Raw genomic sequence first — 26290 nt, forward strand, 5'->3', positions numbered from 1 at the left:
ATTAGCGAGCGCTAGGGTTTTCTGGCGGTAAGCACGGCGCGCAGCGGCGCCGGATAGCCTTCGATCGTTTTGCTGCGATCGTTCGGATCAAGGAATTCGGCCAGCGACTCGCTGGTCATCCAGTCGGTGCGGCGCTGCTCGTCGAGGCTGGTGACGCACAGGTCGGCGATCTTCACGTCGACGAAGCCGCACTTCTCCAGCCAGCATTTCAGCGCCTCGGCGGAAGGGATGAAATACACGTTGCGCATCTGCGCATAACGATCGCCCGGCACCAGCACCTGGTGGCGATCGCCTTCCACCACCAGCGTTTCCAACACCAGTTCACCTTCAGCCACCAGCTGATTTTTCAGCTGATACAGATGATCGAGCGGCGAGCGGCGGTGATACAGCACCCCCATCGAGAACACGGTGTCGAACGCTGCCAACTCCGGCAATTGCTCGATGCCGAGCGGCAGCAGGTGGGCACGCTGATCGCCGCCCAACAGTTTGCGCACGGCTTCAAATTGGCACAGGAACAGTTGCATCGGATCGATGCCGACGGCGAAGTGTGCGCCGGCGCCGATCATGCGCCACAGGTGATAACCGCTGCCGCAGCCGACGTCGAGAATGGTGCGGCCGGCCAACGGAGAAATGTGTGGCAGCACGCGATCCCACTTCCAGTCGGAATGCCATTCGGTATCGATATCAATGCCATACAGCGAGAACGGCCCTTTACGCCACGGCATCAGGGTGCGCAGCATTTTCTCGATGCCTTCAAGCTGGCCCGGCGACAGGTCCGGTTCCATCTCGGCGCGCACGCCGTGCAGCAGCTCGAGACGGGTGGGAGTCAGCGTCGGCAAATGCTCGACCGAGTTGAACCACTGTTTGAATTTACCGTGCAGCGATTCGCGTTGCCAGGCGCTCAACTGTGCAGGCAGGGTGTCCAGCCAATGGCTGAGGGGGCTTTTGGCGATGCGCTGGTAGAAATCACCGAACTCGATCATTGCGCATCCCCCGCTTTCAGGGCGATCAGCGAACCGAAGTTGAAGCATTGGAACCACACTTCGGCATGCTCGAACCCGGCCTGATGCAGACGTGTCTTGTGCGCTTCCACCGAGTCGGTGAGCATCACGTTTTCCAGCATGCTGCGTTTTTGGCTGATCTCCAACTCGCTGTACCCGTTGGCGCGTTTGAAATCGTGATGCATGTTGAACAGCAGCTCGCCGACTTCGGCGTCTTCAAAGCTGAATTTCTCCGACAGCACCAGCGCGCCGCCCGGACGTAGGCCGCGATAGATTTTCTCCAGCAGGCGCAGGCGGTCGGCCGGTTCGAGGAACTGCAGCGTAAAGTTCAGCACCACCATCGAGGCGTTCTCGATGTCGATATCGCGAATGTCGGCTTCGATGACGTCAACGGGCGTCTCGGCGCGGAAGGCATCGATATGGCGGCGGCAACGTTCCACCATCGCCGGCGAATTGTCGACGGCGACGATATCGCAGCCGGGCACCTTGATATTCCGCCGCATCGACAGCGTCGCCGCGCCCAGTGAGCAGCCCAGGTCATACACCCGGCTGTCGGGTTGCACAAAGCGTTCGGCCAGCATGCCGATCATCGAGATGATGTTGGAATAGCCGGGAACGGAGCGTTGGATCATGTCGGGGAACACTTCGGCAACGCGTTCGTCGAAGGTCCAGTCGCCCAATTTGGCGATGGGGGCGGAGAAAAGGGTATCGCGGTTTGGCATAGCGGCAAATCAGTTCAGAATTCGAAGCTGCGTAGTCTAACAGAAAAGCGTAAAAAAGCGGAGCGGAAGCAGGCGGCGCGGCCGCCTGATGATAAAAACGGGATCAATGCAGGCTGAAAATCAGATCCCAAGGCAGATAGAAGATATTTGCCAGAACCATCAACAACAAAGAAATGTAGGTCGCGGCCATGCCTGAACGGCGCCAGCGAACCTCGCGGTTGCGCAAACCATAGTAATGCACCAGTCGCCCGGCCATCAGCATCAGGCCGCAAAGGTGAATCATCCAGATTTCCGCGCCGTTCATTTCCATGATCACCAGCAATACGGCAGCGATAGGAATGTATTCAACGGCGTTGCCATGCACGCGGATGGCAGTCTGCAATTCGTAAAAACCGCCGTCACCGTAGGCTACGCGGTACTGCATCCTTAATCTGACGACGTCATAAGAGAGTTTGATCAACAACAATGCGCCGAGCACCACATAAAGCGCGCTTACCATTTTTAACTCCGTTCCCTAACCAAAACTGGCAGCCAGCATCATAGCCGTCATTGTATTCACTGTCGCGGGGAAATATTTGATGTTATTGGTCAGATTAATAGGTCAAAACAGTGCATCTTGCTCTGGCCAGTCAGGTGGCGCAGGCAAATCGGGGATCGCCAGGCGCAGCTGCTGCCAAATTTTTTGCGCCTGTTGGGGCGAATCGCCGTTGTCCGGCGTATGAATAAACAGATAGGGCTGATGCTGCTGCTGCCACAGCGGCAGTTTTTGCTGCCAGGCGTCGAACCAGCGCAGGTTATCGGCCAGCTGGTCGCCGCCGATAAAGCGCACCAGCGGTTGGCCGGCGGTGACCAGAGCGTGTACCGGCAGCTTCGGTTTTTTCTGCTGGGCATCGCGTACGGCGGCGGTGTTGGGGGCGGCGTGATGCACCGGGCGGCTGTCGAGGATCACCCGATTGATGCCGCGCTGATGCAACCCTTGATTCAGCGCACGCTCTGCCTCGCCCTTGGCGAAAAACGCCGGATGACGCACTTCTACGCCGTAGGTGAATTCCTTCGGCAGGTTTTCGAAAAACTGCCACATGCGCGGCAGCTCGTCTGGGCCGAAGGCGGCGGGCAGCTGCAGCCACAGTTGGCCGATGCGCTGATGCACCGGGCTCAGGCAGTGGTAAAACGCCTGCAGTTCGGCGGCACAGTTGCGCAGGGCGGCCTTGTGGCTGATGTCCGACGGGAATTTGAAGCAGAAGCGAAAATCGTCACCGGTCATGTCGCGCCAGCGTTGCACGATTTCCAGCTTCGGCAGCGCGTAGAAGGTGGTGTTGCCTTCCACGCAGTTGAAGTAGCGGCTGTAATCCGCCAAGTCACGCAGCCCGATACGGTTCCAGGCTGAATGTTGCCACTGTGGCAGTCCGATGTAGATCACGGCGTCGTCTTCCTTTACTTATCCTTGGCTTATCAGGCTACAACTTAACGTTACCGGTCGAGCGCGGCAAGAATTTCGCCGGTGTCGCGCACCCGCGCCAAACGCGGGAAGATGTGTTCGAACGCGAAACGATGCATTTCCGCGTTCTGTGCGCTGCAGACGTCCTCGGCGATCACCAGCTCATAGCCGTGTTCCCAGGCGGCGCGGGCGGTGGATTCCACGCCGATATTGGTGGAAATGCCGCCCAGCACCACGGATTTGATGCCGCGGCGGCGCAGCTGTAAATCCAGATCGGTGCCGTAGAAGGCGCCCCATTGGCGCTTGGTCACCCGAATATCGCTGTCATTGACCGCCAGCGGTGCGGGGAACTCCCACCAACTGGCCGGCAAGCCGCCGGCGGGCGCGGGAGCCGGTTTGTCCACCGGCTGTTTCAGCGCTTCGGCGAAGGAGTCGGACCAGCCGACGCGCACCAGCAGCACCGGCGCGCCCAGCAGGCGAAAACGGGCGGCCAGCAGGGCGGCGTTCGCCACCACCTGGTCGGCGCTGTGCGGGCCGCCGGCGTAGGGCAGAATGCCGTTTTGCAAATCGATCAGCACCAGAGCGGTGGTTTGGGCGTCAAGTTTCAGCATGGATTTCATCTCGTTGCGAAGTGGATAAAAACTGTTCGGTTCGCCAGGCGAGCAGCGTACGGCGCAAAACCGGAGGAGAATCAGGCTACGTGAAAAAACTGTCGCAGGTTAATGGGAAATTTGTTAACCGATGTGTTGATTCGAGCAAAAACGCGCCATTTAGTGCAGTAACAATGCTGTGTTCGCACTTATCGGGCGGATGAATTTCCTTTATAATGACTCCCTTTTTTCAACACTCTTTAATCCAACGACCTATGCCGATTTATGAATATGCATGTGGTGCTTGCAACCATCGGTTAGAGAAATTGCAAAAATTTTCCGATGCGCCGCTGGCAGACTGCCCGGCGTGTGGGCAGCCCGCGTTGACCAAGTTGATCTCGTCCTCCGGTTTCCAGCTTAAGGGCACCGGCTGGTATGCGACGGATTTTAAACCGGGTAACAAGTAGAATTTATCAGATAACAGCCGCGCGACAGGGGCACAGTAGCCCGGCGCGGCATCGGCTGTGTAAAAGGATAGCGTATGCGTACTGAATATTGCGGGCAGTTGAATCTGTCCCACGTGGGCCAGGAAGTCACTCTGTGTGGTTGGGTCAATCGTCGTCGCGATCTCGGCGGCCTGATCTTTATTGATATGCGCGACCGCGAAGGCATCGTGCAGGTGTTCTTTGATCCGGACCAGAAAGTGGCGTTCGACAAGGCCTACGACCTGCGCAATGAGTTCTGCATCCAGATCGTCGGCACCGTGCGTGCGCGTCCGGACAGCCAGATCAATAAAGATATGGCCACCGGCGAAGTGGAAGTATTCGCCCACGCGCTGGAAATCATCAACCGCTCCGAGCCGCTGCCGCTGGACTCCAACCAGGTCAACAGCGAAGAAGCGCGCCTGAAATACCGCTACCTGGATCTGCGTCGCCCGGAAATGGCCGAGCGTCTGAAGACCCGCGCCAAAATCACCAGCTTCGTGCGCCGCTTTATGGACAGCCACGGCTTCCTCGATATCGAAACGCCGATGCTGACCAAGGCGACGCCGGAAGGTGCCCGCGATTACCTGGTGCCGAGCCGCGTGCACAAGGGCAAATTCTACGCGCTGCCGCAGTCCCCGCAGCTGTTCAAACAGCTGCTGATGATGTCCGGCTTCGATCGTTACTACCAGATCGTCAAATGCTTCCGTGACGAAGACCTGCGTGCGGACCGTCAGCCTGAATTCACCCAGATCGACGTCGAAACCTCTTTCATGACCGCCGATCAGGTACGTGAAGTGATGGAGAAGCTGGCGCGCGAGCTGTGGCTGGACGTGAAGGGCGTGGATCTGGGCGATTTCCCGGTCATGACCTTCGCCGAAGCGATGCGTCGCTTTGGCTCCGATAAGCCGGACCTGCGTAACCCGCTGGAGCTGGTGGACGTGGCTGACCTGGTCAAGGACGTCGAGTTTAAGGTGTTCTCCGGCCCGGCCAACGACGCCAAAGGCCGCGTGGCGGCGATCCGCGTACCGGGCGGCGCACAGCTGACCCGCAAGCAGATCGACGAGTACGGCGCTTTCGTCAACATCTACGGCGCCAAAGGCCTGGCGTGGCTGAAGGTCAACGACCGTGCCGCCGGCATGGAAGGCGTGCAGAGCCCGATCGCCAAATTCCTCAGCGCGGACGTGCTGGAAAGCATCCTGACGCGCACCGATGCGCAGACCGGCGATATCCTGTTCTTTGGCGCTGACAGCTTCAAGATTGTCACCGATGCGATGGGCGCGCTGCGTCTGAAGCTGGGTCGCGATCTGGCGCTGACGCAACTCGACAGCTGGGCACCGCTGTGGGTGGTTGACTTCCCGATGTTCGAAGAAGACGAAGAGGGTGGCCTGGCGGCCATGCACCACCCGTTCACCTCGCCGCGCGACATGAGCCCGGAAGAGCTGGCGGCAGCGCCGGTCAACGCCATCGCCAACGCCTATGACATGGTGATCAACGGTTACGAAGTGGGCGGCGGTTCGGTGCGTATTCACCGCAGCGAAATGCAGCAGACGGTATTCAGCATTCTGGGCATTAACGAACACGAACAGCGCGAGAAGTTCGGCTTCCTGCTGGACGCGTTGAAGTACGGTACGCCGCCGCACGCCGGCCTGGCTTTCGGCCTGGATCGTCTGGTGATGCTGCTGACCGGCACCGACAACATCCGCGACGTCATCGCCTTCCCGAAAACCACCGCGGCGGCCTGTCTGATGACCGACGCACCGAGCTTCGCCAACCCGGCGTCGCTGCAGGAGCTGGCGATCAGCGTGGTAAAGAAAGCCGGTGCGGAACAAGAGAGCGAGTGATGAGTTACAAGCGCCCTGAATCTATCCTGGTAGTGATTTACGCGAAATCCAGTGGTCGGGTGCTGATGTTACAGCGGCGCGACGATACCGAGTTCTGGCAGTCGGTCACCGGCAGCCTGGAACAGGATGAGTCGCCGCCGCATGCCGCGCAGCGTGAAGTCATGGAAGAAGTCGGTATCGATATCGAAGCAGAGCACCTGCCGTTGTTCGATTGCCAGCGCTGCGTGGAGTTTGAACTCTTTGTCCATTTGCGACATCGCTATGCGCCGGGAACCACGCGCAATAAAGAGCACTGGTTCTGTCTGGCGTTGCCCGAGGAGCGCGATCCGGTGATTACCGAGCATCACGCTTACCAATGGCTTGAGGCGGCCGAGGCCGTGAAGTTGACCAAGTCATGGAGCAATCAGCAGGCGATTGAAGAGTTCGTGATCAATTCAGTCCAGTAGTTTTTTTCGGAGATTTTTTTATGGCAGGTCATAGTAAGTGGGCCAACACAAAGCACCGTAAAGCGGCGCAGGACGCCAAGCGCGGTAAAATTTTCACCAAGATTATTCGTGAGCTGGTCACGGCCGCCAAGCTGGGCGGCGGCGATCCGGATTCCAACCCGCGTCTGCGCGCGGCGATGGACAAGGCGCTGTCGAACAACATGACGCGCGACACCATGAACCGTGCCATCGCGCGCGGCGTGGGCGGTGATGATGATACCAATATGGAAACCATCATCTATGAAGGTTACGGCCCTGGCGGCACCGCCGTCATGATCGAATGCCTGAGCGACAACCGCAACCGCACCGTGGCGGAAGTGCGCCACGCCTTCACCAAATGCGGCGGCAACCTCGGCACCGACGGTTCCGTGGCTTACCTGTTCACCAAGAAGGGCGTGATCACCTACGCACCGGGCCTGGATGAAGACACCGTGATGGAAGCGGCGCTGGAAGCCGGTGCGGAAGACATCGTGACCTATGACGATGGCGCCATCGACGTGTTCACCGCCTGGGAAAGTCTGGGCGCGGTGAAAGACGCGCTGACCGCGGCGGGCTTCGAAGCCGAAGCGGCGGAAGTGTCGATGATCCCATCGACCAAGGCCGACATGGACGCGGAAACCGCGCCTAAGCTGCTGCGCCTGATCGATATGCTGGAAGACTGCGACGACGTGCAGGAAGTTTACCATAACGGTGAAATCTCCGACGAAGTGGCGGCGACGCTGTAATCCGGTAAAACGGGCGCCGCCGTACGGCGGCGCCGTGCATGCAAGGTGGATGTAGATATGGCGATCATACTCGGTATCGATCCCGGCTCACGCGTCACCGGCTATGGCCTTATCCGCCAGCAGGGGCGTCAGTTGAGCTATATCGCCAGCGGCTGCATCCGCACGGTGGTGGACGACATGCCGACGCGGCTGAAGCTGATTTACGCCGGCGTCAGTGAGATCATCACCCAGTTTCAGCCCGACTTCTTCGCCATCGAACAGGTGTTTATGGCCAAGAACCCGGATTCGGCGCTCAAGCTCGGTCAGGCGCGCGGCGTCGCGATCGTGGCGGCGGTGAATCAGAATCTGGAAGTGTTCGAGTATGCGGCGCGGCAGGTCAAACAGACCGTGGTCGGCACCGGCGCGGCCGAAAAGGCGCAGGTACAGCACATGGTGCGCTCGCTGCTCAAACTCTCGGCCAACCCGCAGGCGGACGCCGCCGATGCCCTGGCCATCGCCATTACCCACTGCCACCTCAGCCAGAACGTGCTGCGGATGAGCGAAGGGCGGCTGAACCTGGCGCGCGGGCGTTTGCGCTGACGCAAAGCGATGATTGCTCAGGCTGGATATTCATCCAGCCTTTTTTATGTTATAAGCTTTACCAGCAACGGCATGGCAGGGCGCCATGCCCGGTCATTCTGCAGGAGGGTAAATGATAGGTCGTCTCAGAGGAAATATTCTGGAAAAGCAGCCGCCGCTGGTGTTACTGGAGGCGAACGGCGTGGGCTATGAGGTACACATGCCGATGACCTGCTTTTACGAGCTGCCGGAACTGGGGCAAGAGGCTATCGTGTTTACCCACTTCGTGGTGCGTGAAGACGCGCAGCTGCTGTACGGTTTTAACGACAAGCAGGAGCGTGCGCTGTTCCGCGAGCTGATCAAGGTCAACGGCGTCGGGCCAAAACTGGCGCTGGCGATCCTGTCCGGCATGTCCGCGCAGCAGTTCGTCAGCGCGGTGGAGCGTGAAGAGATCACTGCACTGGTCAAGCTGCCGGGCGTAGGCAAGAAAACTGCCGAGCGCCTGGTGGTGGAGATGAAAGACCGCTTCAAAGGGCTGAACGGCGACCTGTTCAACAGCAGCAGCGAGATCAGTCTGCCGTCCGCCGCCGCCAAAGCGCCTGAAGCGGACGCCGAAGCCGAAGCTGTTTCGGCGCTGGTGGCGCTGGGCTATAAGCCGCAGGAAGCCAGCCGCATGATCAGCAAAATTGCCAAACCGGGCGCCGACTGCGAGACGCTGATCCGCGACGCGCTGCGCGCTGCTTTGTAAGGCCGCTAAGAGGTAGATAATGATTGAAGCCGATCGTCTGATCTCCGCCGAACCGATCAACGAGGAAGAAGTCCTCGATCGCGCCATTCGTCCCAAGCTGTTGACCGAATACGTTGGCCAGCCGCACGTACGCGAGCAGATGGAGATCTTCATCCAGGCGGCCAAGCAGCGCGGCGACGCGCTCGACCATCTGCTGATCTTCGGCCCGCCGGGCCTGGGGAAAACCACCCTGGCCAACATCGTGGCCAACGAAATGGGCGTGAATCTGCGCACCACCTCCGGCCCGGTGCTGGAGAAGGCGGGCGATTTGGCGGCGATGCTGACCAACCTTGAACCGCACGACGTGTTGTTCATTGACGAAATCCACCGTTTGTCACCGGTGGTGGAAGAAGTGCTGTATCCGGCGATGGAAGACTATCAGCTGGATATCATGATCGGCGAAGGGCCGGCGGCGCGTTCGATTAAGCTCGATCTGCCGCCGTTTACCTTGGTGGGCGCTACCACCCGCGCCGGCTCGCTGACCTCGCCGCTGCGCGATCGCTTCGGCATTGTTCAGCGGCTGGAGTTTTATCAGGTGGCGGATCTGCAGCACATCGTCTCGCGCAGTGCCGGCTGTCTGGGGCTGGAGCTGTCCGACGAGGGTGCCCATGAAGTGGCCCGCCGCGCGCGGGGGACGCCGCGTATCGCTAACCGCCTGTTGCGCCGGGTGCGCGACTTTGCCGAGGTGCGCGCCAACGGCGTGATCAGCGGTTCGGTGGCGGCGCAGGCGCTCGATATGCTCAACGTCGATGCCGAAGGTTTCGACTATATGGATCGCAAGCTGCTGTTAGCGATTATCGACAAGTTTACCGGCGGCCCGGTCGGACTGGACAACCTGGCGGCGGCGATCGGCGAAGAGCGTGAGACTATCGAAGACGTGATTGAGCCGTTCCTGATCCAGCAGGGCTTTATCCAGCGCACGCCGCGCGGCCGTCTGGCGACGCAGCACGCCTACCGGCACTTTGGGCTCGAGCGAGAAGGGTAAGGCTTCAATCCGCCATAAAAAGGGCCGCAGATGCGGCCCTTGTCATATCCCGGCGTTAATTAAGCCTGCTGTTTTTTGAACAAGCTCAGCACGAACAGCACGGCGGCGCAGAGCACCACCGAAGGGCCGGCCGGCGTATCGTAAAATGCCGAGAAGGCCAGGCCGCCGGTGACGGCTACCATGCCGAGCAGCACTGCGACGCCGGCCATTTGTTCCGGCGTGCGCGCGAAGCGGCGAGCGGTGGCTGCCGGAATGATCAGCAGCGAGGTGATGATCAGCGCGCCGACGAATTTCATCGCCAGACCGATGGTCAACGCGGTAACCAGCATCAACACGGTGCGTGCGCGCACCAGGTTAACGCCGTCGACGTGCGCCAGCTCCGGGCTGATGGTCATCGACAGCAGATCGCGCCACTGCCACCACAGCACCAGCAGCACCACGGCGACGCCGCCGGCGATCATCACGATATCGCTCAGCGTGACCGACAGCAGATCGCCGAACAGGTAGGCCATCAGATCGACCCGCACGTTAGACATCAACGCCACCACTACCAGGCCCAGCGACAGGGCGCTGTGGGCCAGAATGCCGAGCAGGGTATCCACTGAAAGCTGCGGGCGGCGTTCCAGCCACACCAGGGCCAGGGCCAGCAGCAGCGTAATGGCGATCACCGCATAGAAGGGATTGATGTCCAGCAGCAGGCCAAAGGCGACGCCGAGCAACGAGGCATGCGCCAGGGTATCGCCAAAGTAGGACATGCGGCGCCAGACTACGAAGGAACCCAGTGGCCCGGCGGCGCCAGCCAACAACACGCCGGCCAGCCAGCCGGGAAGTAACAGTTCAATCATGCTTCGCGGCTCCCGGTTTTCTTCAAAACAATTCTTCCCTGCAGGTCGTGGCGGTGGTTGTGATGGTGGCGATACACCGCCAGTTGCTCTGCGCCGCGGTTGCCGAACATGGCGATAAATTCGGGATGCATCGATACCACCTCCGGTGCCCCGGAGCAGCAGATGTGCTGATTGAGGCACAAGACCTCGTCGGTTTTCGCCATCACCAGATGCAGATCGTGCGACACCATCAGCACGGCGCAGCCCAGCTCTTTACGCAGCTGATCGATGAGATCGTACAGCGCCAGCTGGCCGTTGACGTCCACTCCCTGCGTGGGTTCGTCCAGCACCAGCAACTGCGGTTTGTTCAGCAGCGCTCGTGCCAGCAGCACGCGTTGGTTTTCGCCCCCGGAGAGCTTTTGCATCGGCTGGTCGAGCAGGTGGGCGGCGTGCACGCGCTTGAGCGCCGGCAGAATGTCGGCTTTCTTTACGCCGGGCTTGAGACGCATAAAGCGGTTGACGGTCAGCGGCAGGGTGGCGTCGAGGTGCAGCTTTTGCGGCACGTAGCCAATGCGCAGATCGGGCTCACGCTCCAGCGTGCCGGCAGTCGGTTTGACCAATCCCAGCACCACGCGCACCAGCGTAGACTTGCCCGCGCCGTTCGGGCCCAGCAGCGTGAGAATACGGCCGGGTTGCAGGCTGAGGGAAATGTTCGACAGCACCTTGCGGCTGCCGAAGGCGACGGAGATATTTTTTAGCGTTATCAGTGTAGACATCTCGAGATTACAGGTTGCAGAACGAAGCGAATGTTATAATATCACGCCTTGTTGATGAAAACGATGGGATTACTGATGATGGCAACGAAAAATAAATGGCTGCAGCGCACGCTGTTGGCCAGCGCACTGTTGATGGCCGGCCCGCTGAGCAGCGCTTCCGCTGCGGTGGTGACCTCGATTCGTCCGTTAGGCTTTATCGCATCGGCGATCGCCGACGGCGTGACGCCGACCGAGGTGTTGCTGCCGGACGGCGCTTCGCCGCACGATTTTGCGCTGCGTCCTTCCGATATTCAGCGTTTGCGCTCTGCGGACCTGGTGCTGTGGGTCGGGCCGGACATGGAAGCGTTCCTGAACAAGGCGCTGGTGCCGATCTCGGCAACCCGCAAGCTGGCCATCAGCGAACTGCCTGCGGTGAAGCCGTTGCTGATGAAAGGCGAAGATGACGACGATCATGAACATGCAGGCGAAGCGCATAACCATGCCGATGACGATCATGGGCATCATCACGGCGAGTACAATATGCACGTTTGGCTGTCGCCGGAGATAGCAAAAGTGACCGCGATCGCGATTCACGACAGATTGTTGGAACTTATGCCGCAAAATAAGGACAAATTAGACGCAAACCTGCGCCAGTTCGAGAATCTGCTGACGCAAACTGACAAAAATGTTGGTAACATGCTTACGCCTGTGCAAGGTAAGGGTTATTTTGTTTTTCATGATGCTTACGGCTACTTTGAGAAACACTACGGTTTGAGTCCGCTGGGCCATTTCACCGTCAATCCCGAAATTCAGCCTGGAGCACAGCGCCTACACCAAATTCGAACACAGTTGGTTGAGCAGAAAGCGGTATGCGTTTTTGCTGAGCCACAATTCAGGCCGGCCGTAATCAATGCCGTTGCCAAGGGTACCAAAGTGCGTTCCGGAACGCTGGACCCGCTGGGCATCGGCATCGCGCTGGGGAAGGACAGCTATGGGAAATTCCTGACTCAGCTGTCAAACCAGTACGTGAGCTGCCTGAAGTAAAGCTTATGAGGATAATATCGAGTGCAGCAGATAGTCCGAACTATCGCTCTGGCGTATAACAACCTGCCACGGCCCCACCGCGTCATGCTGGGGTCGCTGACAGTCGTCACATTGGCCGTCGCTGTTTGGCGGCCTTTTGTTTACCACCCAGAACACAATCCCATCGCCAAGAGCGTCGAGTTAGAATCCAGCCAGATGCGGTCATTGCTCCCCGAAGCCAGTGAGCCGATTGATGCCGACCAACCCACCCCCGATGACGAAATCCCGCAGGATGAGCTGGATCAGAAAGATGCCGGCGACGATGGCGTGCATGAATATGTGGTTTCCACCGGCGACACCCTCGGCAGCATTCTGACGCAGTACGGCATCGATATGTCGGATGTCACCTTGCTGGCTTCGCAAAACCGCGATCTGCGTAATCTGAAGATCGGCCAACAGCTGTCGTGGACCGTCAATGATGCGGGCGATCTGCAGCAGTTGACCTGGGAAGTTTCTCGCCGCGAAACCCGCACCTATGACCGCGTCGGCAATAGCTTCAAAGAGTCGAAAGAGGCACAGCAGGGTGAATGGCGCAACAACGTGATCAGCGGCCGGGTCAACGGCAGTTTCGTCAGCAGCGCCGGCGACGCCGGGCTGAGCCGAAACGAAATCAATGCGGTGATCAAGGCGCTGCAGTGGCAGCTCGATTTCCGCAAGCTGCGCAAAGGCGACCAGTTCTCCGTACTGATGTCGCGCGAACATTTCGACGGTAAGAAATCGCAAAGCCAGCTGCTGGGCGTGCGTCTGCGCACCGGCGGCAAAGACTACTATGCGATCCGCGCCGAAGACGGCAAATTCTACGATCGTCAGGGCTCTGGCCTGGCGCGTGGCTTCATGCGTTTCCCGACCATGAAACAGTTCCGCATCTCCTCCAACTTCAACCCGCGCCGCGTGAACCCGGTGACCGGCCGCGTGGCGCCGCACAAGGGCGTCGATTTCGCCATGCCTGTCGGCACGCCGGTGCTGGCGGTCGGCGACGGTGAGGTGGTGATCGCCAAGCGCAGCGGCGCGGCGGGCAACTATGTGGCGATCCGCCACGGTCGCCAGTACACCACACGTTATATGCACCTGAAAAAACTGCTGGTGAAACCGGGCCAGAAGGTGAAACGCGGCGATCGCATTGCGCTCTCCGGCAACACCGGCCGTTCCACCGGGCCACACCTGCACTTTGAACTGTGGACCGGCCAACAGGCGGTGAACCCGCTGACGGCCAAGCTGCCGCGTTCCGAAGGGTTGGGCGGCAAAGACCGCAGCGATTATCTGGCACAGGTGAAGGAAGTGGTTCCTCAACTGCAGTTGGATTAACGTCCCCCTTTTTCCGGCGCTCCGGCGCCGTTAATTTCATCGGCCTGATTGCGGGCCGATGCTGTTTTATCTGGGTGGTTCGCGGTTGTTAATTGCAAAATCGGTGATGGCAATTATGATTAGCCGAATCGCTAAGCGAAGAGCATGTGCATGCAAAACGAGAAGAAATCGAACGTAGAGTTCATTCCGCAGTTTCAAAAAGCCTTTTTATATCCGCGCTACTGGGGCGTGTGGTTGGGAACCGGCCTGATGGCCGGCATTTCGCTGGTGCCTGCGCGCCTGCGCGATCCGGTGCTGGGTGCGGTCGGCAAACTGGCCGGCAAGCTGGCGAAGGGCGCGCGACGTCGTGCCCGCATCAATTTGCTGTATTGCCTGCCGGAGCTGCCGGAAAGCGAACGCGAGCACATCATCGACCAGATGTTCGCCTGCGCGCCGCAGTCGATGGTGCTGATGGCGGAACTGGCCTGCACCAAGCCCGAGAAAGTGCTCAAGCGCGTGCGTTGGCACGGTGAAGAGGTGTTGGACAGGATCCGGGCGGAAGGGCGCAACGTGATTTTCCTGGTGCCTCACGGCTGGGCTGTCGATGTGCCGGCGATGTTGATGGCCGCGCGCGGCCAACCGATGGCCGCGATGTTCCACAATCAGCGCAATCAGCTGATCGACTACCTCTGGAACGCCGTACGTCGTAAATTCGGCGGCCGCATGCACGCGCGCAACGACGGTATCAAACCGTTTATCAGTTCGGTGCGGCAGGGGTATTGGGGCTACTATCTGCCCGATCAGGATCACGGCGCCGAGCACAGCGAGTTCGTCGATTTCTTCGCGACCTATAAGGCGACGCTGCCGGCGGTAGGCCGGTTGATGAAGGTGTGTCGTGCGGCGATCGTGCCTTTGTTCCCGGTGTACGACGGCAAAACCAGCATGCTGGATATTTATATTCGCGAGCCGATGGACGATCTGGCCGAAGCCGACGATCCGCGCATTGCCCGCCGCATGAACGAAGAGGTGGAAAATCTGGTGGGCCCGAACCCGGAACAGTACACCTGGATCCTCAAACTGCTGAAGACGCGTAAAGAGGGGGAGATTGAACCTTACTCGCGCGACGATCTGTATCGTTAATCCTGTCTAACGCTAACGCCGGCTGGGCCACAACCCGGCCGGCGTCTCTTCAGATGTGCACCATACAGCCGCGAGCCCGCAGGATGTCGACGACTTTAGGCGTGCGGGTGAAATCATTCCAGCGCAGGTCCAGCTTGCGCAGGCGGCTCAGTTCGCCGAGGCTTTCCGGCAGGTCGCTCAGGCGGTTGGCGCGCAGATCCAGACTTCTCAGCGCCGTCAGCTCACCGATATTTTCTGGCAGGCGCGTTAGCTGATTGAAACGCAGGTTCAGCTCGCTCAACCGCGGCAACCGACAGAAGGTCTGCGGCAGCTCGGCGATGGCATTGTTAGCCGCGTCGAGTATCTCCAGCTCACCGAGCTGAGCCATTTTCGCCGGCAGCGAGGTCAGGGCATTTTTCATGATATGCAGTTCGCGTAGCGCGCGCAGTTGCCCGATTTCGATGGGCAGGCTGCTGATGCGGTTGTTGTATAAACGCAGCTCCTGCAATGCCGCAAGCCCCGGTATTGCCTGTGGCAAAGCGGTTAAATGGTTGTCGGTCGCGTTGAGGTAAACCAACTGCTGCAGCTGCGCCAGCGAGCGCGGCAGCTCGCTAAAGCCGTTATCGCTCAGATAGAGGTATTTCAACCGATGCAGCTGCCCCAGTTCTTCGGGGAGTTCGCTTGCGCGATTGTGGCCAAAGTCGAACATCTCGAGCTGTTGCAACTGGCCAATCTCCGGCGGCAGGTGGCCGAGCTGGTTGCAGGAGATATTCAGCACCCGCAGATTTCGGTGCCGGAAGATCGAGGCGGGGAAGACCGTCAGCTGATTGTTGTACAGGCTAATCTTGCGCAGCGCATGGCCGGCTAACGGCGACTCGTCGAGCTGCGTCAGGCCGTGGCCGTCGAGATCGAGCTCATCACCGCTCGCTGCGGGAGTGTGTTGGTGGAGCATGGCGTTCTCCGTCGTTTATGGCGGTGTCAGGGCAAAAAAAATGCCGGCCTGCGAGAGCCGGCCGGCATTTCGTCTGCGGCGTGAATTACTCGACGCGCAGGATACGGCTGGTATTGGTGGTGCCGACGGTTTCCATCACGTCGCCCTGGGTGACGATCACCAGATCGCCGGAGACCAGGAAGCCTTTGTCGCGCAGGCGATTGACGGCTTCATTGGCGGCGATCACGCCGTCTTTGTGGCTGTCGAAATACACCGGCGTCACGCCGCGATACAGCGCGGTCAGGTTCAGCGTGTGCTCATGGCGCGACATGGCGAAGATCGGCAGGCCGGAGCTGATGCGCGACATCATCAGCGCGGTGCGGCCGGATTCGGTCATGGCGATCAGTGCGGTAACGCCTTTCAGGTGGTTGGCGGCATACATCGAAGACATGGCGATCGCCTCTTCGATGTTGTCGAACTGTACGTCCAGGCGGTGCTTGGAGACGTTGATGCTTGGGATTTTCTCGGCGCCCAGACAAACGCGCGCCATCGCCGCCACGGTTTCCGCCGGGTATTGGCCGGCGGCGGTTTCCGCCGACAGCATAACGGCGTCGGTGCCGTCCAGCACGGCGTTGGCCACGTCCATGACTTCGGCGCGGGTCGGCATCGGGTTGGTGATCATCGACTCCATCATCTGGGTCGCGGTGATCACCGCGCGGTTCAGGGTGCGGGCGCGGCGGATCAGTTTCTTCTGAATGCCGACCAGTTCCGGATCGCCGATTTCGACGCCGAGGTCGCCACGAGCAACCATCACCACGTCGGAGGCCAGAATAATGTCGTCCATCGCTTCGTCGCTGCAGACTGCTTCGGCGCGCTCAACCTTGGACACGATCTTGGCGTTGCAGCCGGCGTCGCGCGCCAGGCGGCGAGCATAGTTCAGGTCTTCACCGGTACGCGGGAAGGAGACCGCCAGGTAGTCGACGCCAATCTTGGCGGCGGTCACGATGTCTGCCTTGTCTTTCTCGGTCAGCGCTTCGGCCGACAGGCCGCCGCCGAGCTTGTTGATGCCCTTGTTGTTGGACAGCGGGCCGCCGACGGTGACTTCGGTAAACACTTTCATGCCCTGAACTTCGAGCACTTTCAACTGAACGCGGCCGTCGTCGAGCAGCAGGACATCGCCCGGCACCACGTCGGCAGGCAGGCCTTTGTAGTCGATACCGACTTTTTCTTTATCGCCTTCGCCTTTTGACAGGTTGGCGTCCAGCAGGAATTTATCGCCCACGTTGAGGAAGATTTTGCCTTCCTTGAAGGTGGAAACGCGGATTTTCGGCCCTTGCAGATCGCCGAGGATAGCGACGTGACGTCCCAGCTTGGCGGCGATTTCGCGCACTTTGTCAGCGCGAGCCTGGTGATCTTCCGGGCTGCCGTGGGAGAAGTTAAGCCGAACTACGTTGGCGCCGGCGGCAATGATCTTTTCCAGATTATTGTCGCGGTCTGTAGCCGGACCCAGGGTGGTAACGATTTTGGTTCTTCTGAGCCGTCTGGACATGTATTACTCCGTTGACTGGTGAAGCAAATATTGGTGTTGCGATAACGTCGGATAACGAAACCAGGCGTGAAATGTAATTTTACAACACTGATATTTCACCCGGGTTACCCGCATGAGCATATTAACAGGGTACAGCCTCTGATGCCGTCATTCAAATGTCTGTTGAACGGCGATTTTTTTCTTCGTCAGGTCACGAGTCAAAACTGTTGGGAATGACCACCCCTTTATCAAAGCGCGATTCTTTGAGCGCTTCTTTGACCCGCTTCAAGTTATCTCTGAATTTAGCCCCTCGGCGCAAGGTAAATCCGGTGGCGAGCACGTCAATGAGCGTTAATTGCGCGATCCGCGACACCATCGGCATGTAAACGTCGGTGTCTTCGGGCACGTCGAGCAGCAAAGCGAGAGTCGCCGCTTGGGCGAGCGGGGTGTCGCGGGAGGTGATAGCCAGTACCGTGGCGTCGTTTTCTCGCGCCAGGTGGGCCATCTCCACCAGATTTTTGGTGCGGCCGGTGTGTGAGATCAACACCACCACGTCGCCTTCGCCGGAGTTCATGCAGCTCATGCGCTGCATGACGATGTCATCGAAGTAGACCACCGGGATATTGAAGCGGAAAAATTTGTTCATCGCGTCGTGCGCCACCGCCGCGGAGGCGCCGAGGCCGAAGAAAGAGATCTTTTTTGCCTGGGTGAGCAGGTCAACCGCACGATTGATTGCGGCAATATCCAAATTTGCCTTTACTGTATCCAGGCTGGCCATGACCGATTCGAAGATCTTGCTGGTATAGGAATCGACGCTGTCGTCTTCCTCTACGTTACGGTTTACGTAGGGCGTGCCGTTAGCCAGGCTTTGGGCGAGATGCAGTTTGAAGTCGGGAAAGCCTTTGGTATCAAGGCGGCGGCAAAAACGGTTGACGGTGGGTTCGCTGACGTCTGCCATGCGGGCCAGCGTGGCAATGCTGGAGTGAATGGCGGTCTGTGGGGAGGCCAGGATCACCTCGGCGACTTTCCTTTCAGATTTGCTCAGGCGTTCCAGATGGCTCTGGATTTTGTCCAGCGTATTCATATAACGAGAGTCACTCATGGTTTTATCCCTGTGGCTTTCAAGCAACAGCGTCGAATTTCGCCCGTGTTCGCCGTGCAAGCTGACGCCAAACGAGCGGCTGTAACCTGGAATCGATAGGGTATGTCGATTTCAAACAAAGGAGAAATCAATGCCGGTTTAGTGAAAATATACTACGTGCTGGTAACCGTTGGCAGTCTCGACAGGGCGTATGCAGGCTTTTTTCACCAGAATATGACCTGTGTCTAACTTTCATAATGGTAACAGAGCGTCAAAAAAGACGAAAAGTTACAGTTTTGCCCGCTGTGAGGGCGCTGGCGCGCATTGGCGCTACCACTGGAATCTTGAGGTCTTTTTCCTGCTTTTGCACCGGGTTTGCTGGCCGTAGTCAAACAGAGTACATTAGTAATGTAAGAAAATTACAAATATCCTGCAACGAGGAGATGAACATGGCGGTAACCTCTACAGCCCAGGCGTGTGACCTGGTTATTTTCGGCGCGAAAGGTGATTTGGCGCGCCGTAAGCTGCTGCCTTCCCTGTACCAGTTAGAGAAAGCCGGACACATCCACCCGGATACGCGGATCATCGGCGTTGGCCGCGCGGAGTGGGATAAAAAAGCTTATACCGAAGTGGTCAAGGAAGCGCTTGGCACCTTCATGAAGGAAAAACTGGATGACGAACTCTGGGCCACGCTGAGCGCGCGCCTGGACTTCTGCAACCTGGACGTCAACGACAGCAAGAACTTTACCAAACTGGGTAAAATGCTGGATCAGAAACACCGCACCACCATCAACTACTTCGCCATGCCGCCAAGCACCTTCGGCGCCATCTGCAAAGGGTTGGGCGAAGCCAAGCTGAACCATGAGCCGGCACGCGTGGTGATGGAAAAACCGCTGGGCACCGATCTGGCGTCTTCCCGCGTGATCAACGATCAGGTGGCGGAGTACTTCAACGAATCCCAGGTTTACCGTATCGACCACTATCTCGGCAAAGAGACGGTGCTGAACCTGTTGGCGCTGCGTTTCGCCAACTCGCTGTTCGCCTCCAACTGGGATAACCGCACCATCGATTCGGTGCAGATCACCGTGGCGGAAGAGGTGGGCATCGAAGGACGCTGGGGTTACTTCGACCAGGCCGGCCAGATGCGCGACATGATCCAGAACCACCTGCTGCAGATCCTGACCATGATCGCCATGTCGCCGCCGGCGGATCTGACCACCGACCGTATCCGCGACGAGAAGGTGAAGGTACTGCGTTCGCTGCGCCGTATCAATCAGACCAATGTACGGGAAACCACCGTGCGCGGTCAGTACACCGCCGGTTTCGTCCAGGGCAAGAAAGTGCCGGGTTATCTGGAGGAGGAAGGGGCGAACAAGAGCAGCAGCACCGAAACTTTCGTCTCCATCCGCGTGGATATCGACAACTGGCAGTGGGCCGGGGTGCCGTTCTACCTGCGTACCGGTAAACGCCTGCCGACCAAATGCTCGGAAGTGGTGGTGTACTTCAAAAACCCGCCGCTTAACCTGTTCAGCGATTCTTACCAGCAGCTGCCGCAGAACAAGCTGACCATCCGCCTGCAGCCGGACGAAGGCATCGAAATTCAGGTGCTGAACAAGGTGCCGGGGCTGGATCACAAGCACCGTCTGCAGACCACCAAGCTGGACCTGAGCTTCTCGGAAACCTTCAACCAGGAGCACGTGGCGGACGCCTACGAGCGCCTGCTGCTGGAGACCATGCGCGGCATTCAGGCGCTGTTCGTGCGCCGCGATGAAGTGGAAGAAGCCTGGAAGTGGGTCGACTCCATCATGGACGCATGGAAAGCCGACAACGAGGCACCGAAGCCTTATCAGGCGGGCACCTGGGGGCCGGTGGCCTCGGTGGCGATGATCACCCGCGACGGTCGTTCCTGGAACGAGTTCGAGTAATGCGCAATGCCGGCAGCCTGTCTGCCGGCTTTTTTTTGCCTGCGATCTGCGCGTGGGCCACATCACTTACGGTACGGCCGGACGTCCGCGCATTTGCGCGGAGCCCTGTGGCAGGGGCGTGCCATTGTTAACCGCGAGTAATGGAGAAATAACGATGAAAAACTGGAAAACCAGCGCCGAGCAGATCCTGACGGCGGGACCGGTGGTGCCTGTTATCGTGATCAACAAGCTGGAGCAGGCGGTGCCGCTGGCGAAAGCGCTGGTTGCCGGCGGCGTGCGGGTATTGGAGGTGACGCTGCGCACCGCCTGCGGGCTGGAGGCTATCCGCGCTATCGCCAAAGAGGTGCCGGAGGCCATTATCGGCGCCGGTACGGTGATCAATCCGCAGCAGCTGCGGGAGGTGACCGAGGCGGGGGCGCAGTTCGCCATCAGCCCGGGGCTGACCGAAGCCTTGCTGCAGGCGGCGACGGCGGGGCCAATCCCGCTGATCCCGGGCATCAGCACCGTTTCGGAGCTGATGCAGGGTATGGATCACGGCCTGCGCGAATTCAAATTCTTCCCGGCGGAAGCCAACGGTGGCGTGAAGGCACTGCAAGCGATCGGCGGCCCGTTCCCGCAGGTGCGTTTTTGCCCGACCGGCGGCATTACGCCGAACAACTACCGCGACTATCTGGCGCTGAAAAGCGTGCTTTGCATCGGCGGTTCCTGGCTGGTGCCGGCGGATGCGCTCGAAAGCGGCGACTATGCGCGCATCACTGAACTGGCGCGCAGCGCCGTCAGCGGCGCCGCGTTGTAACCCGCGCCGCGCCTGAGGTTGGCGCTTATTTGCGCACCCGCGAATATCGCAAGGCTCAACGCTTCGTTGAGCCTTTTTTGATTTTTATCGTGATTAACTTTCTTATTTTTAACCCATTTTTTTCCGCTTTTTATGAAAACGGCAGTTTGCTTTCTTATTTTGGCTGTGGTAAAAATATCTCAGTCAAAAATTTTACTTTTATGAGGATATTGGGCAAATCGCACGGTGTGCGGCTGATAATAGAGAACTATTATGATGACTATTAACGGAACTACCCTCAGAACCTCTACGTGCCAACTCTTCCTGTCTGCGATCCTTGCCAGTGAGCATCACTGGTGCAGCGAGCTATAGCGTCTTTCTCCCTTAACCGGTGCGGGTGGCGGGCTTAGGCCTTCACGCTACCGTTCAGCCGGGCAAACATTCTTTTTGCGTTTGGGTCAGTTTATCCCCAGGGATCTCTGCGTCTTGCGCGCCGCACTGCGGCCGTTCGACGAGATAAATCGGGATAAATATGCCTTGGCGCGCGTTATTCGCCGTTTGGGAGAAAAATTATGATTTATTGGATCTTTTTAGGCTTGGCCATCATGACCGAAATCATCGGCACCTTGTCGATGAAATACGCCAGCGTCAATGGCGGCATGATCGGCCACATCGTGATGTACGTGATGATCACCGCGTCTTATGTGTTGCTGTCGGTGGCGGTAAAACGCGTGGCGCTGGGCGTAGCTTATGCGCTGTGGGAAGGCATCGGCATTCTGTTCATTACCCTGTTCAGCGTGCTGTGGTTCGACGAGCCGATCTCGGCGCTGAAGGTGCTGGGCCTGGCGACGCTGATCGCCGGCATCATGCTGGTGAAATCCGGCACCCGCAAAGAGCGAAAACAGGTCAGCCCGCGAGGTGACAACCATGCAACAGTTTGAGTTGTACCACATTGGGTTCCTGGGACTGGCGATCGTGCTGGAAATTATCGCCAACATCTTCCTGAAGATGTCGGACGGCTTCCGTAAAGTTTGGCTGGGGCTGTTGTCGCTGCTGTCGGTGCTCGGCGCGTTCAGCGCCCTGGCACAGGCGGTGAAGGGCATCGATCTGTCGATCGCTTATGCACTGTGGGGCGGTTTCGGTATCGCCGCCACCATCGCCGCAGGCTGGATCATGTTCGGCCAGCGGCTGAACGCCAAAGGCTGGATTGGCTTGGCGCTGCTGCTGACGGGGATGGTGATCCTCAAACTGTCCTGATAGCGGGCAATAAAAAACCGCAGGCGTCGCCGTCTGCGGTTTTTTTTCGTCTGCGCTCAGGCTTACAGCGCGGCGATGATTTTGATTTCCACCTTGTACTTCGGATTCATCAACTGCGCCTGCACGGTGCAGCGCACCGGCGCGCTGCCGGCGACCACCCAGGCGTCCCAGGCGGCGTTCATCGCGGCGAAGTCGGCGCTGTTGGCCAGGAAAATGGTGGCATCCAGAATACGGCTTTTATCCGAACCGACGCGCGCCAGCAGGACGTCGATGGCGGCGAGGGCGTTGGCGGTCTGCGCGGTCGCGTCGTCATCCAGGTTTTCCGGCACGCTGGTGTAGTAAACGGTCTCGTTGTGCACTACGGCTTCGGACCAGCGCTGATCGGGATCAATTCTTTCGATATTCATTTGCTTATCTCCATATCATAGTCGCGCTAAGGGTAGCACAGCCGACGATGAAAAAGCGCGGCGATAAAGTGGGTGGTAGCCGGGCGGCAGGCTTGGCATAATCACCGCTGAATGACACCGGCAGAGAGACAGCGTGACAGACGATTTTGCAACAGACGGCGCCTTGGCGCAGGCTATCAGGGGATTCAAACCGCGTGAGCCGCAGCGGCAGATGGCGCAAGCCGTCACCGAGGCGATCAATTTCAAGCAGGAGCTGGTGGTGGAAGCCGGTACCGGCACCGGCAAAACCTTCGCTTATCTGGCGCCGGCGCTGCGCGCCGATCGCAAAGTGATCATCTCTACCGGTTCGAAAGCGCTGCAAGATCAGCTGTATGCGCGCGATCTGCCCACCGTCGCCAAGGCGTTGAAGTACAAAGGCAAGCTGGCGCTGCTCAAGGGGCGCTCCAACTATTTGTGTCTCGAGCGGCTGGAGCAGCAGTCGATGGCCGGCGGGGAGCTGGCGGGGCAGACGCTGATCGATCTGGTGCAGCTGCGCAAGTGGTCGTCGCAGACCAAAGAGGGCGATATCAGCACCTGCAGCGAAGTGGCGGAAGACAGCTTCGTCTGGCCATTGGTGACCAGCACCAATGACAACTGCCTGGGCAGCGACTGCCCGCTGTATCAGGATTGCTTCGTGGTCAAGGCGCGCCGCCGTGCGATGGATGCGGATGTGGTGGTGGTGAACCATCACCTGTTCCTGGCAGATATGGTGGTGAAAGAGGGTGGTTTCGCTGAGTTGATCCCGGAAGCCGAGGTGATGATTTTCGACGAGGCGCACCAAATCCCCGACATCGCCAGCCAGTATTTCGGCCAGCAGCTCACCAGCCGCCAACTGTTGGATCTGGCGAAGGACATCACCATCGCCTACCGCACCGAGGTGCGCGACTCCGCTCAACTGCAAAAAAGCGCCGACCGTCTCAGCCTGAGTACGCAAGATTTTCGCCTGAACCTGGGGGAACCGGGTTTTCGCGGCAATCTGCGTGACGTGCTCGGCGAACCCAACGTGCAGCGCGCTCTGTTGCTGCTCGATGATGCGCTGGAGCTGTGTTATGACGTGATGAAGCTGTCGCTGGGGCGTTCGGCGCTGTTGGATGCCGCCTTTGAGCGCGCCACGCTGTACCGCGCGCGGCTCAAACGGCTGAAGGCGGTGACGGAGCCGGGCTACAGCTATTGGTATGAATGCAACTCGCGTCACTTCGTGCTGGCGCTGACGCCGCTGACGGTGGCCGATCGGTTCCGCGAAATGCTGGACGACAAGCCGGGCAGTTGGATCTTTACCTCGGCCACGCTGTCGGTCAACGATCAGTTGGGCCACTTCACCGAACGGCTGGGGCTGACCAAGGCCAAAACGCTGCTGTTGCCGAGCCCGTTCGACTATGCCAAACAGGCGTTGCTGTGCGTGCCGCGCTTTTTGCCTTCGCCGAACCAGCGCGGCGGGGCGCGCCAGCTGGCGCGCATGCTGCGGCCATTAATCGAAGCCAACAACGGCCGCTGCTTCTTCTTATGCACCTCACACCAGATGATGCGAGAGTTGGCGGAAGAGTTCCGCGCCACGATGACGCTGCCGGTGCTATTGCAAGGGGAAACCAGCAAAGGGCAGCTGCTCGCGCAGTTCGTCGCCGCCGGTAACGCGCTGCTGGTGGCGACCAGCAGCTTCTGGGAAGGGGTGGACGTGCGCGGCGATGCGCTGTCCTGCGTCATCATCGATAAACTGCCGTTTACGTCACCGGACGATCCGTTGCTGAAGGCGCGCATTGAAGATTGCCGCCTGCGCGGCGGCGATCCGTTCAATGATGTGCAGTTGCCGGATGCGGTCATCACCCTGAAACAGGGCGTCGGCCGCTTGATCCGCGATACCGACGACCGCGGCGTGCTGGTGATTTGCGATAACCGTCTGGTTATGCGGCCTTACGGCGAGGTGTTCCTCAATAGCCTGCCGCCCACGCCGCGCACCCGCGATCTGAAGCAGGCCATCGCCTTCCTGCAGGCCGCCGATACGTCGGCCACGTGAAAGATGAAGGGCTTACGGGGCTGTGCTACAATGCGCGCCCTGTATGAAAAACCCAGTTTTATTCCCGCCAGAGGTTGGCATGTCCACGCGAATTTTAGCGATCGATACCGCGACGGAAGCCTGTTCCGTCGCCGTCTGGAATCAAGGCGAAATCCACGCCCTGTTTGAGCTGTGCCCACGCGAGCATACGCAACGTATTTTACCTATGGTGCAGCAGGTGCTGGCGGAATCCGGTCTGGCGCTCAACCAGCTCGATGCGCTGGCCTTCGGTCGCGGCCCCGGCAGCTTTACCGGGGTGCGCATCGGCATCGGCATCGCTCAGGGCCTGGCGCTGGGCGCCGATCTGCCGATGATTGGCGTTTCCACGCTGCGAACCATGGCGCAGGGCGCTTGGCGCGTCAGCGGTGCAGAGCGCGTGCTGGCGGCGATCGATGCGCGCATGGGCGAGGTCTACTGGGGGCAGTTCGAACGCCAGGTGGACGGCAACTGGTTGGAAAGCGAAGGCGAGGCGGTGCTGTCGCCGGCGCAGGCGCTGGAGCGTGCGCAGCGCCTGCAGGGCGAATGGGCCCACGTCGGCACCGGCTGGCAAACCTATCCCGATCTGGTCAAGGGTTCTACGCTGAGCGTGCGTGACGGGCAGATGCTGTTGCCGCAAGCGCAAGACATGCTGCCGCTGGCGCTGCACGCCTGGCAACAGGGGTTGGCAGTGGCGGTAGAAAACGCTGAGCCGACCTATTTGCGCAATGAAGTCACCTGGAAAAAACTGCCGGGCCGCGAGTAAGCGCGGCGTATTGTGCTGTTGTTGATGCCGGGCGATGAAAGCCTGCAACTTGAACGATGAAACGCGGTCAAAGTTACAGGCATTTCAGGAGATTGCGACCATGTTAATCCGCACTGCAAGTAAAAAGCTGTCGCTGCTGGCCGTCGCCTGCGGCACGCTGGTTCTGTCCGGGTGCGTCACCGTACCTGATGCGATCAAGGGGTCAAGCCCCTCACCGGTGACTCAGCTTTCCTCGGTACAAAATGCGCCCAACCTGTTTACCGGCGCGGAAGCCCGCTTCGGCGGCACCGTGGTGAACGTCGCCAACGAGCAAGGGCGCACGGTGCTGGAGATTGCGGCGGTGCCGCTCGACAGCGGTGCGCGGCCGATATTGGGCGAACCGTCGCGCGGCCGCTTGCTGGCCACGGTGAACGGCTTCCTCGAACCGGTCGATTTCAAAGGCCAGTTGGTGACCGTCGTCGGCCCCATTACCGGCCTGAAGGAAGGGCGGATCGGCATGACGCCGTATCGTTTCGTAACGATGAACGTGACCGGTTTCAAACGTTGGCATCTGGTGCAGCAGGTAGTGATGCCGCCGGCGCCGATGGGGCCCTGGGGCTGGCGCGGTGGCCCGTGGGGACCCGGTTGGGGCGCAGGCTATGGTTGGTACAACCCCGGCCCGGCACAGGTGCAAACCATCGTAACCGAGTAACATACGCTTGATGTGAACAAATTTGACAGGGCGGCTCAGGCCGCCCTTTTGCTTTTTTGGATAAGGAATATCCGACAATTAGTGACGTACATCGCAACCTGAATAATGTTTAAAACCCGAACTGGTCCGCTGAGTTAAAATATTGTTATGGTTAGGCTGCGAGTTTGAGGGCTGCGATGATA

The 26290-nt window shown here is 59.3% G+C and carries 28 protein-coding genes; 17 read left to right on the forward strand and 11 right to left on the reverse strand.

Going from position 1 to position 26290, the window contains the following annotated elements:
- Window positions 1-11: 11 nt before the first annotated feature.
- From cmoB to ACYF6X_RS06310, 5 genes are all read right to left on the reverse strand, one after another.
- Window positions 12-983: a tRNA 5-methoxyuridine(34)/uridine 5-oxyacetic acid(34) synthase CmoB gene (gene cmoB / locus ACYF6X_RS06290; protein ID WP_130018102.1), complete on the reverse strand. Its 972-nt coding sequence runs from the start codon at window positions 981-983 to the stop codon at window positions 12-14.
- Window positions 980-1723 carry a carboxy-S-adenosyl-L-methionine synthase CmoA gene (gene cmoA, locus ACYF6X_RS06295; protein ID WP_063990156.1) on the reverse strand — a complete coding sequence of 248 codons (744 nt, stop codon included), beginning with the start codon at window positions 1721-1723 and terminating at the stop codon, window positions 980-982. The genes cmoB and cmoA overlap by 4 nt, the downstream gene beginning before the upstream one ends.
- Before the next feature lie 103 nt (window positions 1724-1826).
- Window positions 1827-2222, reverse strand: a complete 396-nt coding sequence (locus ACYF6X_RS06300) for an MAPEG family protein (RefSeq protein ID WP_004932387.1) — start codon at window positions 2220-2222, stop codon at window positions 1827-1829.
- A 102-nt stretch (window positions 2223-2324) separates the two neighbouring features.
- Complete coding sequence (locus tag ACYF6X_RS06305; protein WP_107226584.1) at window positions 2325-3140, reverse strand: DUF72 domain-containing protein; 816 nt, start codon at window positions 3138-3140, stop codon at window positions 2325-2327.
- A 53-nt stretch (window positions 3141-3193) separates the two neighbouring features.
- Window positions 3194-3772: a hydrolase gene (locus ACYF6X_RS06310; protein ID WP_063990359.1), complete on the reverse strand. Its 579-nt coding sequence runs from the start codon at window positions 3770-3772 to the stop codon at window positions 3194-3196.
- 254 nt (window positions 3773-4026) lie between these two features.
- Between ACYF6X_RS06310 and ACYF6X_RS06315 the strand changes: the two genes are divergently transcribed.
- The 7 genes from ACYF6X_RS06315 to ruvB all read left to right on the forward strand — a co-directional run bounded on the left by ACYF6X_RS06315 (window position 4027) and on the right by ruvB (window position 9617).
- Entirely contained in the window at window positions 4027-4218 is a 192-nt protein-coding gene (locus ACYF6X_RS06315) for an FmdB family zinc ribbon protein (RefSeq protein WP_033632845.1), read from the forward strand.
- Between the two features lie 74 nt (window positions 4219-4292).
- Entirely contained in the window at window positions 4293-6077 is a 1785-nt protein-coding gene (gene aspS / locus ACYF6X_RS06320; RefSeq protein ID WP_063990154.1) for an aspartate--tRNA ligase, read from the forward strand.
- Window positions 6077-6523, forward strand: a complete 447-nt coding sequence (gene nudB / locus ACYF6X_RS06325; protein WP_019452808.1) for a dihydroneopterin triphosphate diphosphatase — start codon at window positions 6077-6079, stop codon at window positions 6521-6523. The genes aspS and nudB overlap by 1 nt, the downstream gene beginning before the upstream one ends.
- 20 nt (window positions 6524-6543) lie before the next feature.
- Window positions 6544-7287 (forward strand): YebC/PmpR family DNA-binding transcriptional regulator, encoded by a 744-nt coding sequence (locus ACYF6X_RS06330; RefSeq protein ID WP_033647638.1) that lies wholly within the window; start codon window positions 6544-6546, stop codon window positions 7285-7287.
- A gap of 57 nt (window positions 7288-7344) precedes the next feature.
- Window positions 7345-7866 (forward strand): crossover junction endodeoxyribonuclease RuvC, encoded by a 522-nt coding sequence (gene ruvC / locus ACYF6X_RS06335; RefSeq protein ID WP_004932367.1) that lies wholly within the window; start codon window positions 7345-7347, stop codon window positions 7864-7866.
- Window positions 7867-7978: 112 nt separating this feature from the next.
- Window positions 7979-8593: a Holliday junction branch migration protein RuvA gene (gene ruvA, locus ACYF6X_RS06340; protein WP_063990153.1), complete on the forward strand. Its 615-nt coding sequence runs from the start codon at window positions 7979-7981 to the stop codon at window positions 8591-8593.
- 19 nt (window positions 8594-8612) lie between these two features.
- Window positions 8613-9617, forward strand: coding sequence for a Holliday junction branch migration DNA helicase RuvB (gene ruvB, locus ACYF6X_RS06345; RefSeq protein ID WP_063990152.1), 1005 nt, complete (start codon window positions 8613-8615; stop codon window positions 9615-9617).
- 59 nt (window positions 9618-9676) lie between these two features.
- Here the strand turns inward: ruvB and znuB are convergent, their stop codons facing one another.
- Window positions 9677-10462 carry a zinc ABC transporter permease subunit ZnuB gene (znuB, locus tag ACYF6X_RS06350; protein WP_063990151.1) on the reverse strand — a complete coding sequence of 262 codons (786 nt, stop codon included), beginning with the start codon at window positions 10460-10462 and terminating at the stop codon, window positions 9677-9679.
- On the reverse strand, window positions 10459-11217 hold the full coding sequence (gene znuC / locus ACYF6X_RS06355; RefSeq protein WP_063990150.1) for a zinc ABC transporter ATP-binding protein ZnuC: 759 nt from the start codon (window positions 11215-11217) through the stop codon (window positions 10459-10461). The genes znuB and znuC overlap by 4 nt, the downstream gene beginning before the upstream one ends.
- A gap of 78 nt (window positions 11218-11295) precedes the next feature.
- Between znuC and znuA the strand changes: the two genes are divergently transcribed.
- The 3 genes from znuA to lpxM all read left to right on the forward strand — a co-directional run bounded on the left by znuA (window position 11296) and on the right by lpxM (window position 14703).
- On the forward strand, window positions 11296-12240 hold the full coding sequence (gene znuA / locus ACYF6X_RS06360; protein ID WP_107226583.1) for a zinc ABC transporter substrate-binding protein ZnuA: 945 nt from the start codon (window positions 11296-11298) through the stop codon (window positions 12238-12240).
- A gap of 21 nt (window positions 12241-12261) precedes the next feature.
- Entirely contained in the window at window positions 12262-13584 is a 1323-nt protein-coding gene (gene mepM, locus ACYF6X_RS06365) for a murein DD-endopeptidase MepM (protein ID WP_028127477.1), read from the forward strand.
- 150 nt (window positions 13585-13734) lie between these two features.
- Window positions 13735-14703: a lauroyl-Kdo(2)-lipid IV(A) myristoyltransferase gene (gene lpxM / locus ACYF6X_RS06370; protein ID WP_130018101.1), complete on the forward strand. Its 969-nt coding sequence runs from the start codon at window positions 13735-13737 to the stop codon at window positions 14701-14703.
- Between the two features lie 49 nt (window positions 14704-14752).
- On the opposite strand, the gene ACYF6X_RS06375 is transcribed toward lpxM, so the two are convergent.
- The 3 genes from ACYF6X_RS06375 to ACYF6X_RS06385 all read right to left on the reverse strand — a co-directional run bounded on the left by ACYF6X_RS06375 (window position 14753) and on the right by ACYF6X_RS06385 (window position 18225).
- The gene (locus tag ACYF6X_RS06375) at window positions 14753-15634 is read right to left on the reverse strand and encodes a leucine-rich repeat domain-containing protein (protein ID WP_130018100.1); all 882 of its coding nucleotides are present in this window, start codon (window positions 15632-15634) and stop codon (window positions 14753-14755) included.
- An 85-nt stretch (window positions 15635-15719) separates the two neighbouring features.
- On the reverse strand, window positions 15720-17162 hold the full coding sequence (pyk, locus tag ACYF6X_RS06380) for a pyruvate kinase (RefSeq protein ID WP_019452801.1): 1443 nt from the start codon (window positions 17160-17162) through the stop codon (window positions 15720-15722).
- 190 nt (window positions 17163-17352) lie between these two features.
- Window positions 17353-18225: a MurR/RpiR family transcriptional regulator gene (locus ACYF6X_RS06385; protein ID WP_016927443.1), complete on the reverse strand. Its 873-nt coding sequence runs from the start codon at window positions 18223-18225 to the stop codon at window positions 17353-17355.
- Between the two features lie 446 nt (window positions 18226-18671).
- Here ACYF6X_RS06385 and zwf point away from each other — a divergent pair, with 446 nt between their 5' ends.
- The 4 genes from zwf to mdtI all read left to right on the forward strand — a co-directional run bounded on the left by zwf (window position 18672) and on the right by mdtI (window position 22179).
- Complete coding sequence (zwf, locus tag ACYF6X_RS06390) at window positions 18672-20147, forward strand: glucose-6-phosphate dehydrogenase (RefSeq protein ID WP_063990147.1); 1476 nt, start codon at window positions 18672-18674, stop codon at window positions 20145-20147.
- Window positions 20148-20301: 154 nt separating this feature from the next.
- Complete coding sequence (locus tag ACYF6X_RS06395; RefSeq protein WP_063990146.1) at window positions 20302-20943, forward strand: bifunctional 4-hydroxy-2-oxoglutarate aldolase/2-dehydro-3-deoxy-phosphogluconate aldolase; 642 nt, start codon at window positions 20302-20304, stop codon at window positions 20941-20943.
- Between the two features lie 551 nt (window positions 20944-21494).
- Complete coding sequence (gene mdtJ, locus ACYF6X_RS06400; RefSeq protein ID WP_004932327.1) at window positions 21495-21863, forward strand: multidrug/spermidine efflux SMR transporter subunit MdtJ; 369 nt, start codon at window positions 21495-21497, stop codon at window positions 21861-21863.
- Window positions 21850-22179 (forward strand): multidrug/spermidine efflux SMR transporter subunit MdtI, encoded by a 330-nt coding sequence (gene mdtI, locus ACYF6X_RS06405; RefSeq protein ID WP_046687242.1) that lies wholly within the window; start codon window positions 21850-21852, stop codon window positions 22177-22179. The genes mdtJ and mdtI overlap by 14 nt, the downstream gene beginning before the upstream one ends.
- 62 nt (window positions 22180-22241) lie before the next feature.
- On the opposite strand, the gene ACYF6X_RS06410 is transcribed toward mdtI, so the two are convergent.
- Window positions 22242-22586: a RidA family protein gene (locus tag ACYF6X_RS06410; protein WP_033634838.1), complete on the reverse strand. Its 345-nt coding sequence runs from the start codon at window positions 22584-22586 to the stop codon at window positions 22242-22244.
- Window positions 22587-22719: 133 nt separating this feature from the next.
- Between ACYF6X_RS06410 and ACYF6X_RS06415 the strand changes: the two genes are divergently transcribed.
- From ACYF6X_RS06415 to ACYF6X_RS06425, 3 genes are all read left to right on the forward strand, one after another.
- On the forward strand, window positions 22720-24636 hold the full coding sequence (locus ACYF6X_RS06415) for an ATP-dependent DNA helicase (RefSeq protein WP_130018098.1): 1917 nt from the start codon (window positions 22720-22722) through the stop codon (window positions 24634-24636).
- A 79-nt stretch (window positions 24637-24715) separates the two neighbouring features.
- A complete protein-coding gene (gene tsaB, locus ACYF6X_RS06420; RefSeq protein ID WP_063990144.1) occupies window positions 24716-25417 on the forward strand; it encodes a tRNA (adenosine(37)-N6)-threonylcarbamoyltransferase complex dimerization subunit type 1 TsaB in 702 nt (233 codons plus the stop codon).
- Window positions 25418-25517: 100 nt separating this feature from the next.
- Window positions 25518-26108: a Slp family lipoprotein gene (locus ACYF6X_RS06425; RefSeq protein WP_063990358.1), complete on the forward strand. Its 591-nt coding sequence runs from the start codon at window positions 25518-25520 to the stop codon at window positions 26106-26108.
- Window positions 26109-26290 lie beyond the last annotated feature (182 nt).

Source organism: Serratia sp. ID 25-353, from assembly GCF_054792795.1.